Origin of the sequence: Aeromonas sp. FDAARGOS 1418 (assembly GCF_019048585.1) — a bacterium.
Classification (GTDB): Bacteria; Pseudomonadota; Gammaproteobacteria; order Enterobacterales; family Aeromonadaceae; genus Aeromonas; species Aeromonas caviae.
Window position 1 is genome coordinate 383,250 of the sequence record NZ_CP077387.1, and the last position, 14,251, is coordinate 397,500.

The 14,251-nt window shown below is 60.1% G+C and carries 10 protein-coding genes, 2 rRNA genes and 1 pseudogene (1 of these 13 running past the window's edge); 7 read left to right on the forward strand and 6 right to left on the reverse strand.

The window, feature by feature from the left end; translation table 11 throughout:
- Positions 1-166 precede the first annotated feature (166 nt).
- The gene (locus I6L48_RS01935; RefSeq protein ID WP_042879398.1) at positions 167-2,686 is read right to left on the reverse strand and encodes a class I adenylate cyclase; all 2,520 of its coding nucleotides are present in this window, start codon (positions 2,684-2,686) and stop codon (positions 167-169) included.
- Positions 2,687-3,008: 322 nt separating this feature from the next.
- On the opposite strand from I6L48_RS01935, the gene hemC reads away from it, so the two are divergent.
- The 6 genes and pseudogenes from hemC to I6L48_RS20760 all read left to right on the forward strand — a co-directional run.
- Positions 3,009-3,938, forward strand: a complete 930-nt coding sequence (hemC, locus tag I6L48_RS01940; RefSeq protein ID WP_151027241.1) for a hydroxymethylbilane synthase — start codon at positions 3,009-3,011, stop codon at positions 3,936-3,938.
- Positions 3,939-3,984: 46 nt separating this feature from the next.
- Positions 3,985-4,719, forward strand: a complete 735-nt coding sequence (locus tag I6L48_RS01945; RefSeq protein ID WP_113069089.1) for a uroporphyrinogen-III synthase — start codon at positions 3,985-3,987, stop codon at positions 4,717-4,719.
- The gene (locus I6L48_RS01950; protein ID WP_113069090.1) at positions 4,716-5,792 is read left to right on the forward strand and encodes a uroporphyrinogen-III C-methyltransferase; all 1,077 of its coding nucleotides are present in this window, start codon (positions 4,716-4,718) and stop codon (positions 5,790-5,792) included. The genes I6L48_RS01945 and I6L48_RS01950 overlap by 4 nt, the downstream gene beginning before the upstream one ends.
- Positions 5,793-5,802: 10 nt before the next feature.
- Positions 5,803-6,966 (forward strand): heme biosynthesis HemY N-terminal domain-containing protein, encoded by a 1,164-nt coding sequence (locus I6L48_RS01955; protein WP_010672692.1) that lies wholly within the window; start codon positions 5,803-5,805, stop codon positions 6,964-6,966.
- Between the two features lie 58 nt (positions 6,967-7,024).
- Positions 7,025-7,159: a hypothetical protein gene (locus I6L48_RS20870; protein ID WP_010672691.1), complete on the forward strand. Its 135-nt coding sequence runs from the start codon at positions 7,025-7,027 to the stop codon at positions 7,157-7,159.
- Positions 7,141-7,535 (forward strand): annotated as a pseudogene (locus tag I6L48_RS20760) (DDE-type integrase/transposase/recombinase); the annotation flags it as partial. The gene I6L48_RS20870 and the pseudogene I6L48_RS20760, both read left to right, overlap by 19 nt.
- Positions 7,536-7,610: 75 nt before the next feature.
- On the opposite strand, the gene pmbA reads toward I6L48_RS20760, so the two are convergent.
- The gene (pmbA, locus tag I6L48_RS01960) at positions 7,611-8,954 is read right to left on the reverse strand and encodes a metalloprotease PmbA (protein ID WP_010672690.1); all 1,344 of its coding nucleotides are present in this window, start codon (positions 8,952-8,954) and stop codon (positions 7,611-7,613) included.
- A gap of 114 nt (positions 8,955-9,068) precedes the next feature.
- Here pmbA and yjgA point away from each other — a divergent pair, with 114 nt between their 5' ends.
- Positions 9,069-9,593, forward strand: coding sequence for a ribosome biogenesis factor YjgA (gene yjgA, locus I6L48_RS01965; RefSeq protein WP_010672689.1), 525 nt, complete (start codon positions 9,069-9,071; stop codon positions 9,591-9,593).
- A gap of 86 nt (positions 9,594-9,679) precedes the next feature.
- Here yjgA and I6L48_RS01970 read toward each other — a convergent pair whose 3' ends face one another.
- The 4 genes from I6L48_RS01970 to I6L48_RS01985 form a co-directional block, all read right to left on the reverse strand.
- Entirely contained in the window at positions 9,680-12,763 is a 3,084-nt protein-coding gene (locus I6L48_RS01970; protein WP_216987724.1) for a transglycosylase domain-containing protein, read from the reverse strand.
- Between the two features lie 213 nt (positions 12,764-12,976).
- Positions 12,977-13,294: a PTS system regulator TmaR gene (gene tmaR, locus I6L48_RS01975; protein ID WP_010672687.1), complete on the reverse strand. Its 318-nt coding sequence runs from the start codon at positions 13,292-13,294 to the stop codon at positions 12,977-12,979.
- 377 nt (positions 13,295-13,671) lie between these two features.
- A 5S ribosomal RNA gene (gene rrf, locus I6L48_RS01980) occupies positions 13,672-13,786 on the reverse strand.
- A gap of 123 nt (positions 13,787-13,909) precedes the next feature.
- Positions 13,910-14,251 (reverse strand): 23S ribosomal RNA (locus I6L48_RS01985) (it continues 2,547 nt past the right edge of the window).

The following is a 14,251-nucleotide window of genomic DNA, read 5'->3' on the forward strand; positions in this document are numbered from 1 at the left end:
AACGGCCTGCATCAGCAGGCCGTTTGCTTTCATCCCTGACGGCGATGCTCGACGGCATCCCCCACGGGCTTCGGCCCCCTCCACGCCAGATTCCCGCACCACGGATAGGACAACGGCCTGCATCATGCAGGCCGTTTGCCATCTTGCCGGTGCGGTTATCAGCACATCATCCCACTTCCCGGGCCGCTCCTGGGGTGTCCCGCTGCGGGCTCTGGCTGCGGTAGGGGATCACATCGAGTTTGTCACCCACCTGCACGATTTCGTAGTACTGGGGCAGGTTGAAGTTGCTGAACTGACCCGCATTGCTGAATCGCTCGTGACCCGAGGTGTAGAATCGGTTCACCCCCTGTACCAGTTCGTCCTTGTTGCCGGCGAAGTGCTGGTAGATCTCCACCCGGTTCGCCTCGTCCAGGATATAGATGTTGGTGCCTGCATCCCGGGTATCGAAGAAGAACTGCACCAGCCCTTCGCTGGCGTAGGCGTCGACGATGCCGGGCAGGTGCTGGCTGTGAGTCTTGTCCAGGCGCAGCGGCAGGTGATCCAGCTTGTTGTGGGAGATGTGACGGTAAAAATCGATGGCGTTCTCCAGCTTCTTGACCGACACCCCGCGCCGCTCGAAGAAGATGCCGTACTTCTCCTTGCCGAGCGCCAGCGTCTTGACCAGCTGCTGCTTGTCCCGGGCCAGGCGCAGCTCGATGCATTCAGCCACAAGCTGCTGGAAGCGGGTGCGCACCAGGGAGCGGAAGTGCTGGCTGTAGCAGAACACCTCGATCATCTCGGGGGCCGCGGCATCCTGGTGCATCTTGCCGAGGATGGTGGTGAGGGCGTCCACCACGGCTTCCTCCCCCTCGAAGTGCAGGGTGCGGATCTCGCTCCAGGAGTTGCGATAGACGAGATCCACGGATCCCACCAGACACTCCTGGTTGCGACCGAACGAGAAGACATCGGCGGCGTTGGCATCGAACTCGATCACCTGCCCCACCCAGTGGCTGGACGGGTCCGTCTCCAGGTTCAGGAAGATGGAGAGCTGGCGGATCTCGCACGGCCGGCTCAGGGCCAGGTTGGTCGCGCGGGGATACTTGACCGGGAAGGTGCCGGAGAGATCGCGACAGAACTGATGCAGGTTGTCGATGTGCAGATCCGAGCCCTGGTTGAACAGGTGCACCCGGGACTGGGGCGTCAGCAGGCCGTTGAAATAGGCCCAGGCCACCAGCTTGCTGATGTAACCGTTATATTCGAGCGGCGCCCGGCCAATGATGTCGGCGGGTTCGAGGGAATGCTTGTAGAGATACCAGCCGGCGCGATTCAGGCGGCCGTGGGGTACCTGTACCAGGCTGAGATCCGGCTCGCCGAGATCCGGCGCAATCTTGAGGTTGATGCGCTGCACCTTGCCCGGCAGGCTCTCGAATGCGGCATAGAGTTTGCGCGACAGGATGCCGATGTCTTCCGGGTTGATGGACTCGCTGATGTTGTTGCGCCGGGCGAACTGGATGAGGTTGCGGTAGCTCTGCATCAGGGCTTCCAGCAACTCGGCGTAGGCCACCTTGACGTCCTCCACCTTCCACTCCTGGCGGTGATCAAGGTGGTAAAGGCGCTCCGGACTCCAGCCCCAGTAGGCTACCAGCTGGGCCATCTGCTCCCGGCGCCAGTCCGGGGAGTGATCTTCCTTGGGATGGCTCAGCCCGTCGCACACCTTCAGATAGAAGCAGCGACGCACCAGATCGAGGCGCTGCATGTCGCCGATGGACTTGAGGTAGTTGGTCACCTTGTCCAGCATCAGGCAGTAGTTGTCGAGGCGGTAGTGCATCCCCTCGTTGTGCTGGAACCAGTCGCGACTGGTAACCGACAGCAGCCGGGTGTTGGGATATTCGTGGGAGTAGGCCTCCATCAGCACCGACTTGAGCACCGCCTTGTAGGGGGAGTCGATCCCCTTGTAGAGCTGCCACAGGGCGGAGCCGAAATACTCCTCGGCAGGAATGCGATCAAAGCCCCCCAGATCGAGCCAGTCATCCTGGCTCAACTTGCCGTGGGCAAACAGGCCATTGACGTAGTCGTCGTAGTGATCGTCATATTCGGCAGGCACCAGATACCAGAGCAGCCGCTTGCCGGCGATGTGCATGGCGCTGCGGTAGAACTCGTCGAGCAGCAGCAGGTGCTGGGCGCTGCCGCAGCTCTCCCCCTGCATCTGGGCATCGTTGCGCTGACGGAACTTGTCTTCGGGGATCAGGAAGAAGTTGAGATCGACCCCCCGCTGCTCGGCCCACATGGAGAGGTGCTGGCACTTCTGTTCCAGCAGGGCGAGGCGCTCGCTCGACAGACCGGCCACGTGACAGACCCAGATGTCGAGATCCGAGTGGCAGCACTGACCGATGGAGGAGGTGCTCCCCATGGAGTAGAGGCCCTGGATGGACTTGTCGTGGGTACTGAGACCGCCCTGGCAGTTGGCGTTCTGGCAGAGATCCTGGATGAAGGCCTGCTGGGCCTCGTTGGCGACAAAACTCCAGATACCATGAGGCACATCCCCTGCCACATAACCGGGCAACAGGGGGTGATTGAAGTGCAGCATGACAGGCAGCAAGTGGAAAACCTGCTGCCCGTAGCGACTCATGAGATCCAGCGCTCGTTGCGTCTTGAGACGATTGAGTTCGTCGTAGCGCGCCACCAGCGTGTCGAGTTTAACCAGCAATGCCCTACCTATGGGGAAGAGAAATGACGCACCAAAACGGGGAGACGTCAAAAAAGTGTGATCATGTTAACAATGCAAACAGCAGTGGTAAACAAGCCCGCACACAATCACCGGATTATTTCTGACCCCGTTCGTAACGGTATCAGCGGAAAGCAATAAAATTGCTTATTTTCAATGATTTAAAATCAATTATTGGCTGAATGAAAATAATTTTCAGCCCCCGTTTTTGAGCTTGGCCCCGCTTTTGCGGGCTGCGCCATGAAAGCCCCTGCAAAGGGTGGTAAGATCGTTTTCCTCTCAAAAGATGAAACAACTGATTGATATGGCAGCCCGAACCCTGAAAATTGCCACTCGAAAGAGCCCACTGGCCCTGTGGCAGGCCAATTTTGTGAAAGATCGGCTGGAGGCACTCCATCCGGATCTGCAGGTCGAACTGGTGCCCATGAGCACCCAGGGTGACAAGATCCTCGACACTCCCCTCGCCAAGGTCGGCGGCAAGGGGTTGTTCGTCAAGGAGCTGGAGACTGCCATGCTGGAAGGGCGTGCCGACATCGCTGTCCACTCCATGAAAGACGTACCGGTGGAGTTCCCCGATGGACTCGGCCTGCACACCATCTGTGAGCGCGAAGACCCGCGTGATGCCTTTGTTTCCAACCATTTCAACCAGATAGACGAGCTGCCTCAAGGGGCCGTGGTCGGCACCTCCAGCCTGCGCCGTCAGTGCCAGCTGCGCGCTGCCCGCCCTGATCTCGTGATCCGCGACCTGCGGGGCAACGTCAACACCCGCCTCGCCAAGCTGGATGCCGGTGAATATGACGCCATCATCCTGGCCGCCGCCGGCCTGAAACGACTGGAGATGGCCCATCGCATCGCCGCCTTCATCGAGCCCGAGCAGAGCCTGCCCGCCAACGGCCAGGGGGCGGTCGGCATCGAATGCCGCCTCGACGATCACGAGCTGCACGCCCTGCTGGCGCCGCTCGAACACCCCGAGACCCGCATCCGGGTGCTGACCGAGCGCGCCATGAACCGCGCCCTGCAAGGGGGCTGTCAGGTGCCCATCGGGGCCTATGCTCTGGTACAGGGAGAAGAGGTATGGCTGCGCGGCCTGGTGGGCAGCCCGGACGGTGCCCGCGTCATTCGCGACGAGATCCGCGGCCCCCTGGCAGAAGGCGAGGCACTGGGCCACACCCTGGCCCAGCGCCTGCTGGCCGCCGGCGCCGACGTCATCCTGGCCGAGGTCTACCGGGCATGAGTGCAGTACGGACCGGTTCGCGGTCATCTGCCCGGAGCGCCGCCTGATGGTCCCCCTGGTGGTGCGCCCGGCCGCCCAGGCCAACCAGCTGGTGCAGATGCTACGCCAGCTGGGTCACGCACCGCTCTGCTGTCCGTTGCTGGAAACCCGGCCGGGATGCGACCTCCCTCACCTGGGTGACATGCTGCGGGAGGCGGACCTCGTTATCGCCGTCAGCATGCATGCCGTTCATTTTGCACATCATTTTCTGTTGCAAACTGGTCAGACCTGGCCACATATTGATTACTTTGCAGTCGGCCAGGCGAGTGCGGATGCCTTCGCCGAGGCGGGCATCCAGGCCCTGTGCCCGGCCGATCCCCGCAGTGAAGGGCTGCTGGCCCTGCCGGCGCTGCAAGAGGTGAGTGGCCGCCGGGTGCTGATCCTGCGCGGCAACGACGGGCGGGATCTCATCGCCCGGACGCTGGCCTCACGGGGCGCACTGGTGCACTATTGTGCCACCTACGAGCGCCACTACCCCGATCTTGACGGGGACGCATTGACCCGCCACTGGCAGGCAGCCGGGCTCGACAGCCTGCTCATCACCAGTGGCGAACTGTTGCAGCGGTTGCTGGCCCTGGTGCCCGATCCGCAGCACCCCTGGCTTTATGACCGCCTGCTGGTGGTGCCCAGTCCCCGGGTGGCCGAGATGGCAGAAGGGGCTGGTTTTACCCGTATCGTGATTGCCCAAGGTGCATCCAACCAGGCTCTGGTGGCCGCCCTGGAACTGAGGAAGATGGAATGACTGAACAGCAAGAAGTCCAGCCGAGTGCCGCGGCCAGCGTGGCCGACAACAACAAGCCCGCTCCCGGAACGACAGGGAGCAAGAAGGGCAGCTCTGGCACCGTGCTTGGCGGCATCGCCATCCTGCTGGCCCTGGGGCTGGCCGGTGGTCTCTATGTGCACGGACACCAGAACGCCGTTGCCCAGCAGGCCGAACTGGTAGCCCTCAAGCAGCAACTGGCCGACGCCATGACCAGGATTGATCAGGGCAGCAGCAAGGATGCCGAACAGATCGGTGCCCTCGGCAAGAGCCAGCAGCAGTTGCAGGAGGCGCTGGACGCCTTGCAGACCAAGGTGCTGGATCTGGACGACAAGCGCCCCAATGACTGGATGTTGGCCGAATCCGAATACCTGGTGCGCATGGCGGGCCGCAAGCTGTGGCTCGAACACGACATCGTCTCCGCCATCACATTGCTCGGCAACGCCGACGAGCGCATCAAGGCGCTCAACGACCCCAGCCTGATGCCCATCCGCAAGGCGCTGGCGGAAGACATCGCCAAGCTCAAGGGGATGCCGCGAGTCGATCGCGAGGGGTTGACCCTGAAGCTGGCCGCCCTCTCGGACCAGATCGAGCTGCTGCCCCTCTCCACCGTCAGCATGCCGGAAGCCAAGAGCGAGCCCGACCAGACCGTCAGCACCAACCCGGACGAGTGGCAGAGCAACCTGAAGAAGAACTGGGTCAAGTTCACCGAAAACTTCATCACCATCCGTCGCCGGGATGGCGCCGTGGAAGCCCTGCTCTCCCCGCAGCAGGAGATCTTCCTGCGGGAGAACCTCAAGACCAAGCTGCTGCAGGCCCAGCTCGCCGTCTATCGTGAACAGCAGTCCCTCTATGTCGACAGCCTGGAGAAGGCCCAGCGCTGGCTGACCCAGTATTTCGATGCCGACAACAGCGCCACCCAGTACATGCAGTCCGAGCTCGACAAGCTCAAAGGCGAGCAGATCCAGTTTGACTACCCGGATCAGTTCAAGACCCAGACCATGCTGGAACAGGTGCTGACCGAACGCCTGCAACGCATCCTGGCCGGCAACTGAGGAGGAGACCATGATTCGTCTGATCGTCATAGTCGCCGTGATGGTGGCGGGCCTCATCTTCGGTCCCGAAGCCTCCGGCAACAAGGGTTATGTGCTCATCTCGCTGGGCAACTACACGGTGGAATCCTCGGTCACCAGCGCGGTGATCCTGGCGGTGCTGTTCTACGGCGCCCTGCTCATCGTGGAATGGGTGCTGGCCCGCCTGTTCGGCCTGCGCCGCAAGACCCAGGGCTGGTTCGGCTCCCGCCGCCGCCGCAAGGCCAACCTGCAAACCGTCAATGCCACCCTGGCCATGGCAGAGGGGCACTACAACCAGGCCGAGAAGCTTCTCATCAAGGGCGCAGACAACAGCGACACCCCGCTGCTCAACTACCTGAGCGCCGCCCGGGTGGCCCAGGCCCGGGGCGATGACGTGCGCCGGGATCACTACCTGCAGAAAGCTCAGGAAGAGAACCCCAAGGCAGAGCTGGCACTGACCCTGATCCAGACCCAGTTGCAGATTGAGCAGGGCCAGTACGACAGCGCCCTCGGTCGCCTCGAGTCCATCTATGCCCTCAACCCGCGCCACCCCATGGTGCTGGATCAGCTGCGTCAGGTGTATCTGGCCCGTGAAGACTGGGCGGCCCTCATCGATCTCGCCCCTGCCCTGCGCAAGGTGGGCAAGCTGACCGCTCAGCAGGAAGAGACCCTGCTGCACCAGGCGTGGTGCGGTCGTCTGGAGGCCGCCAGCGGCTCCCTCGACACCCTGCGCACAGTCTGGCAGGGTCTGCCCCGCAAACAGCGCCAGGATCCCGTGCTGCTGGCCAGTTACGGGGATCGCCTGCGCCGATTGGGGGCCGATGCCGAAGCCGCCGATCTCTGGCTGGAGGCCCTGCGCAAGGATCCCTCCCCCGAGCTGTTCGCCCGCCTGCCCAAGCTCAAACTGGACGACTACCAGCCCATGCTGACCCTGCTCAGAAAGATCCAGGATCAGCCGGGCGCCGAAGCCGCGCTGGCCCGGGTCTGCCTGCTGGCCGGTCAACTGGACGAAGCCCAGCGCCTGCTGGAGCAGGAAGTGGCGAAGGCGCCTGATGCCGCCCTCTACCACGCCCTCGGCCAGGTGATGGACAAGCGCCGCCTGACCAACAAGGCCAACGAGTACTACCGCCAGGCATTGCAGCTGGCCGACGTCTGATCGGCGCATCTGCCTGAATATGGTTTGCATCTTCTCCTCCGAATAGATGGAGATCTCGATGGGACAGGGCGTAAACGAACACAACACAATTACTCTGATTTTTAAACTGGCCCTGGTCGAGCAGATTGAAGAAGGCAAGCTCACCTATAAACAGACGCAGACGCGTTATGACACTCAGGGCCGCTCTACCTGAGCTAGGTGACGGACACCTGCTCACGCAAAATAGTGGCAACTAAGAGATGAATGCCGAGTCGATGGTGATCGAGAAAACACTGAAGCAACAACGTGACCACGGAGAGCTTATTCATCATTCGGACCACCAGGTGCAGTATTGTTCGGGGTTGTATCAGTCATTGCATGAACAACACGGGGTCAAATGCTTGATGACAGATACTCATAACTGTCACCAAAATGCACTGAGATCTTGAAAAGAGAGTCACTGCTGCAAAGCCTGCAGAGGCTGGCGCAGGCGGGGAAAAGTGCGAAAGGCAGTGGATACTTATAACCTGGAGCAACCGCATCAGGCATTGAAATACAGAACCCCTGATGTGACGCATCGGGGGTTCTGAGTGCTAAAAGCTAGCTGAAAATGTGTAGACCTATCTCAGGACTAGACACCATATTCCAGATCGGACGGAGGGGGATCAGTGCCCCGCCAGTTTCATCTGCTCGACCAGTACGGAGCCGGTCTTGAGACTGGAACGCTCATCCTCATCACTGCCCACCGCCACGATATGGCTGAACATGTCGGCCAGATTGCCTGCAATGGTGATCTCCTCCACCGGATAGAGGATCTCGCCATTTTCAACCCAGAAACCGGCTGCGCCGCGGGAGTAATCACCATTGACGATGTTGACCCCCTGCCCCATCAGCTCGGTCACCAGCAGCCCGGTGCCCATCTCTTTGAGCATGCCCTGGAAGTCCTGGCCGGTATTGGAGACCTGCCAGTTATGGATGCCCCCGGCGTGGCCCGTGGTGGTCAGGCCCAGTTTGCGGGCGGAGTAGGAGGTGAGCAGCCAGCTCATCAGCTCGCCGTTGCGGATGATGTCCATGTCTCGGGTGCGAACCCCTTCCCCGTCGAACGGGGTGCTGGCAAGTCCTCCCGGCAAGTGGGGGAACTCCTGGATGGTGAGCCACTCGGGCAGGATCTGCTTGCCCAGTTTGTCCAGCAGGAAGCTCGACTTGCGATAGAGGTTCCCCCCGCTGATTGCCATCACCAGATGGCCCCACAGACCGGCAGCGGTATCGGGGTGGAACAGCACAGGGGCATGGCGGGTGCTGATCTTGCGAGCCCCCAGGCGGGAAACAGTGCGCTCCACCGCCTCGTCAGCGATGCGCTGGGGGCTCCACAGCCCGTCCAGGGAGCGGCTGGAGGAGTAGCCGTAGTCGCGCTGCATGTCGCCATCCTGCTCGCCGATCAGTACGCAGCTCAGGGAGTTGCGCGATGCAGCATAGCCTTTGACGAAGCCGTGGCTGTTGCCATAGACCTTGACGCCCAGGTGGCTGGAGAAACTGGCTCCGTCAGAGTGCTTGATGCGGGCATCCCGCCCCAGGGCCAGCCGCTCGCACTCGATGGCCAGCGCGATGCCACGCTGGGGATCCAGCTCGATTTGGTGGCACAGTTGCAGGTCCGGGGCATCCCAGGCCAGCAGATCCGCATCCGCAAGACCGGCGCAGTCATCGGGAGAGGTGTGGCGGGCGATCTCCATGGCCGCTTCCACGGCGGCGCGAATGGCCGGCTTGGTCAGATCCGTGGTGGAGGAGGACCCCTTGCAACCGTCGCGATAGACGGCGATGCCGAGTGCGCCATCCTTGTTGAATTCGATGCTTTCCAGCTCGCAGCCCCGGGTGTTCACCGAGAGGCCGGTCTGTTTGCTGATGGAGACTTCGGCAAGCCCGGCGCCCAGCCCTTTCGCTATCTCAAGGGCCTCGGCGACCACGGCCTCGAGATGGGATTGATCCTGGCGGATTTGATCTTGCTGGTCCATAACTCACATCTGTATGAAGGGAAGGAAAGGGGCTAAGCATATCAGACCCCTGCGCCCAGCGGGAGAAGCTGGTAACATATCCGTCAAACGTGAATGACAGGAATACAGAGACCGATGAGTCAATATCAAGACGACAACGAGTGGGAAGACTGGGGCCCCAGCAAGAGCCAGCTCAAGCGTGATGCCGAGGCCTTGCAGAAGATGGGGGAAGAGATCGTCTCCCTGAGTCACAGCGAGCTGGAGAAGATCCCCCTGGATGAAGAGCTTGCCGAAGCGGTCGAGCTGGGCCGCAAGCTCAAGCCGAAGAAGGATGAGTCCTTCCGCCGCCATCTCCAGTTCATCGGCCGTCTGATGCGTAGCCGCGATGTCGCCCCCATCGAAGAGGCCCTCTCCATCATCAAGATGCGTCACTCCACCGTGAACGCCCGCCTGCACCGCCTCGAACAGTGGCGCGAGCGGCTGATCACCGAAGGCGACAGCGCCCTCAACGAGCTGATGTCCCAGTTCCACGAGCTGGATCGCCAGAAGCTGCGTCAGCTGATCCGCACCGCCAACAAGGAGCGGGAGCTGAACAAGCCGCCGGTAGCCTATCGCGAGATGTACCAGTACCTGCGCGGTGAAATTGAAGATCTGTTGTAAGTGATGACTCACGTCCGCCTTATGGCGGCGTGCAGTACACAATCAAACGGGGCCGAAATGGCCCCGTTTTTTCATGCGATGTCCGCTCAGCTGCCCGCCACGCACTGGGTGTGAGTAGCGGGTTGCAGATAGGGGACCAGCAGGGGGGCCATCCCCTTGAGCACCTGTACAGGTAGCGCCGACGTGAAGCGGAACTTGTCGGACTGGCTGCCGGGCACATAAGCCGTCAGCGTGCCGAAGTGATCATCCCCGATGTAGAAGACGAACGTCGCAGTCCGGTTGCGAGCCAGTGAACTGGTCACATTGCCGTAGCGACCCACTGTCTCGATCCGGTTGTCCCCGGTCCCCGTCTTGCCCCCCAGGGCCAGGACAGTACCATCCTGCAAGGCGAAGGCCCCGGCGATGCGCCGCGCCGTCCCCCCTTCCACCACCTTGGAGAGTGCATTGCGCAAGGCGTTGGCCACCTCGGCAGGCATCACCCGTTCCCCCTGGGTGTTCGCCGGCTCAAAGACGGTGGCGAAGGGGGTCCCCTTGGCAAAGGAGAGGTGCTCGATGCGCAGGGTCGGTGCACGAATGCCGCCGTTCTGGATGATCCCCATCAGCTCGGCCAATGCAGCAGGACGATCGCCCGAGCTGCCCAGTGCGGTCGCCAGGGACGGAACCAGGTGATCGAACGGGTAACCCAGGCGAGACCAGCGCTGATGGATGTCGAGGAAGGCCTCAACCTCCAGCATGGTGCGGATCCGGCTATCCCGGGCACTGCGATGACGGGTCTTGAACAGCCAGCTGTAGACCTCCTGACGCTCGTCACGGCTGGCGGTTACCGCCTCGGTAAAGGTGGCCTTGTCAAACTCCTTGAGATAGGCAAGCAACCACAGCTCGAGTGGATGCACCCGTGCGATATAACCTTGATCCGGCAGAGAATATTTGCCGGGGCCGTAATTGGTATAGAGCTGCTCTATGCGCTTCTCGGTCAATTTCTCCCGCGGCAGGCGCTTGACCAGGAAAGCGGCAAATTCGGCCTGGGAGGCTTCCGGCATCAGATAGCGATGCACCGCGGCGAGACGCACCGCGCTGGGTTTGAGACCATCGAGGAAGGTATCGAGCTGCTCTTCTGCACTCTTGCCACGATATTTGCGCCAGAACCTCAGCAGATAGGTCTGGCCCTCCTTGTCGGCAAACTTGGCGAGATACTCGGTACGGCGAGGATCCCTGTCATCTTTCAACAACTGGGCACGATTTCCCTCCTTGTAGAGGCTGTAGCGGACGATGTCCCGCATCAAGCGCACGAAGGGCAGGTTGATGGATTCCCGCAGCGCATCGCGAATGGGCGGGATGCGACCGTTGTCTTCCTTGCGGAAGTTGTTGAAGGTGTGCATGCCACCGCCGCTAAAGAAGCCTTCATAGGGACTCGCGGAATACTTGCGGTCCAGTGCGGCCTCCAGCATCACCGGCAGGCTTCTGTCCTTGGCACTCATCAGATAGGCGATGGCCCAGCGGCTGATGTTGTCCTGATCGGACACTTCGATCTTTCGCAGGCTCTCCACCGGCATATTGCCGTAGCTGTCATGCAACTCGGTGACAATCTCGAGATAGGTCGTCAGCACCCGCAACTTGGCGGTGGATCCCAGTTCAAGCTTGCTGCCCTCATTGATGTCAAACGGCTGGTCCGTGTTGTCGGTCTGCACCCTGACCTTGACCCCTTCCGGCGTCTTCTCGAACAGGGTAAAGCTGTACTTCACATCACCCGTCTTCTCCGGCGAGAGCAGGCGCTCACCAAACAGGCCCACCTGGGCTGCGAATGCAGGGTCTGCCAGTTGCTGCAGATAGCGTGACACCTCGTTCTGCAGCGGCATGTTGAGGGTGGTGTTGGCCGTCAGATCCATGCGATCCAGATCATAAAGCTGCACCCCGAGCTGACGACTGAGACGAGTGCGAGCCACCTGCAGTCCCTTGTTGTTGTTGACCCTGGTGATGGCAGGTGCCTGCAGGAAATCGCGGAAGACCAGCTTGGCCTTGAGAGCCGACTCCATCAGGGGGGGCGTGATCATTCCCTCCTGCACGAAGAGTCGCAGATAGCTGTCTGTCAGGGTCGACAGTGCTTCTCTGCCCTGCGCCAGGTAATAGGAAGGACGGCGGTGGGCGATCATCAGGGAGACAACCTGGCGCAAGGCAAGGCCCTGCTCGGCCAGGGTGGAATCCTGGTTGCGAGCGGGATCCAGCAGTCGATTCACCTCATCAACATTGGCGCCAAACCAGACCCAGAGGCCATCACCGAGACCGTGCACCTCGCCATAACCGGGCGCCGCAGAGAGCGGGACCGAGTTGAGGTAGGCCCAGGCAACCAGCTTGCGGGCCTCCAGCGTCTCGGGCCCCAGCCGATAGGCACGAACACTGGCCGAGACCATCTGGCGGATTTTCTCGGTCGGCGAAACGGTCAGACCATCAGGAGAATGACGATATTTCTCCACCTGGGTCGCCAGGGTGCTGCCGCCAGCGGATTGATCTTGCATATCCAGCGCCTTGCCCACCTGGGACAGCGCCGCCTTGGCAAAGCGCGGCCAGTCTACGGCAGGGTTGGCCAACGGTTCCTTGTTGCTCAGGAGTTCACGGTTCTCGATAAACAGCAGAGACTGGATGACCAGGGGTGGTATGGCATTGAAATCCGGATAGTAATGAGTCGGATACTTGTACTGGTAGAAAGGCTCGGCACGGCAGTCATAGAGTGTCAATCCTGCCTGAACCTTCTCGGTATAAGGCACGAAGAAACCGTGGCTGGCGTAGTTGTAGAGCGCATCGGAAAAACGGACCTGTTCGCTCACCTGGTAGCCACGCTGAACGAGACGTTCCTGGATCATGGGCATCAGCACATAACCGAGTCGCTTGTCGAACGGACCGTCGTCGGGGAAGGCAATTTGCTTGCTGGGGCCGGGTTCGAGCTGATAGGTCAGGGTGGCCGCATAGCGGGAGATCTCCTGTGACTGCAGTCGGGAGGTCTTCATTTCATAACCCACCAGGGCGATCACGGCAGCCAGGCAAAGCAAGAAGATAAAACAGAACAACCAGCGCCACCAGGGTCGGCGTTTACGCGGTTGTTGCCCGTCCGTATTAGGTACGGATGAATCCTGAGATGCCACTTTATTTGAATCCGTCTGTTTTGATGCGCCCATATCAGCCCCACCATGGTTGCGCAATTTATTGTCTTTCAATCAAGCTTAGTCGTTTCAAGTCAAGGGCTTGAAATCTATTGACCGCTTTGCAGCGATGTTAACAGGGCGATTGTGAAAATGGGAGCCGATTGTTGCAACGCGGCAAGAGATCCGAGCTGCGGCATGAAAATGAAACACCGGCCAGAGGCCGGTGTTGACGAGAGCGGGGCGGGATTATTTGCTGGTGCTCATGCTCTTCAGCTTGGTACTCAGCTCCTTGCGCTCCTTGGAAAGCTCGGCATTTTTGATGATATGGTCATCTACGCGCTCTTCATAATCGGTCCGCATGTTGGCAATGATGGCCTGAACCTCGTCAATGCTCATACCGGGCTTGATATAGTCACTCAGGTTGTCGAGCAACAGTACCCGCTTCTGGTTGTCACGGATCTTTTTCTCGTTGTCCGCGATTTCACGCTTGAGCTTGTTCTGACGACGGGACATACGCACATATTCCAGCACATCGTTGAAGGTTGACTTGTTTACTTGTTCCATATCGGTACCACTGAGTGAAGGTGAATGAAAACAGGCGGAGAGTCCCATACCAGAAAAAAAACCGAAACCATGGCACGGGCAAACCCGGAATGCCCCTTACTCTACCGAGTTATGATTCAGATACAACCCCAATCGCAGCGCGGGCGGCGGGTTTAGACAGAACGGCCCCGACTGGGTTATTACGCTAAAAATGATGAAAACAAAGAGAGCCAACATGTGGGTTCAATGTGACCAGAGCAGGCGCAACTTTTCCGGTACGGGCAACAAGTGAACGTGAACGACGAACAGCACCATAGTGCCCGTTTGCCCTCCAGTGAGGGCTGAATTTCAGGCAATAAAAAACCCCGCTCGAGTGAGCGGGGTTTCTCGTGTTGGGTGCCTGGCAGTGTCCTACTCTCGCATGGCGAATGCCACACTACCATCGGCGCTACAGCGTTTCACTTCTGAGTTCGGCATGGGGTCAGGTGGTTCCACTGCGCTATTGCCGCCAGGCAAAATCTTCAATCTGAAAAAGCTGACGTGAATAACGACTTTGCTAGTTGCTGGTCATTATCACTGAATTTGTAAGTAGTTTATGCACTTGCTACAAGGCCCAGAACACTTCTTGGGTGTTGTATGGTTAAGCCTCACGGGTAATTAGTATGGGTTAGCTCAACGTATCGCTACGCTTACACACCCCACCTATCAACGTTGTGGTCTCCAACGGCCCTTTAGGACCCTCAAGGGGTCAGGGATGACTCATCTCAGGGCTCGCTTCCCGCTTAGATGCTTTCAGCGGTTATCGATTCCGAACTTAGCTACCGGGCAGTGCCACTGGCGTGACAACCCGAACACCAGAGGTTCGTTCACTCCGGTCCTCTCGTACTAGGAGCAACTCCCTTCAATCATCCAACGCCCACGGCAGATAGGGACCGAACTGTCTCACGACGTTCTGAACCCAGCTCGCGTACCACTTTA

Coding starts and splice junctions, on each gene's coding strand:
- I6L48_RS01955 (WP_010672692.1), top strand. CDS start 5,803: ATGATTCGTCTGATCGTCATAGTCGCCGTGATGGTGGCGGGCCTCATC.
- I6L48_RS01950 (WP_113069090.1), top strand. CDS start 4,716: ATGACTGAACAGCAAGAAGTCCAGCCGAGTGCCGCGGCCAGCGTGGCC.
- pmbA (WP_010672690.1), bottom strand. CDS start 8,954: ATGGACCAGCAAGATCAAATCCGCCAGGATCAATCCCATCTCGAGGCC.
- hemC (WP_151027241.1), top strand. CDS start 3,009: ATGGCAGCCCGAACCCTGAAAATTGCCACTCGAAAGAGCCCACTGGCC.
- I6L48_RS01945 (WP_113069089.1), top strand. CDS start 3,985: ATGGTCCCCCTGGTGGTGCGCCCGGCCGCCCAGGCCAACCAGCTGGTG.
- tmaR (WP_010672687.1), bottom strand. CDS start 13,294: ATGGAACAAGTAAACAAGTCAACCTTCAACGATGTGCTGGAATATGTG.
- I6L48_RS20870 (WP_010672691.1), top strand. CDS start 7,025: ATGGGACAGGGCGTAAACGAACACAACACAATTACTCTGATTTTTAAA.
- yjgA (WP_010672689.1), top strand. CDS start 9,069: ATGAGTCAATATCAAGACGACAACGAGTGGGAAGACTGGGGCCCCAGC.
- I6L48_RS01970 (WP_216987724.1), bottom strand. CDS start 12,763: ATGGGCGCATCAAAACAGACGGATTCAAATAAAGTGGCATCTCAGGAT.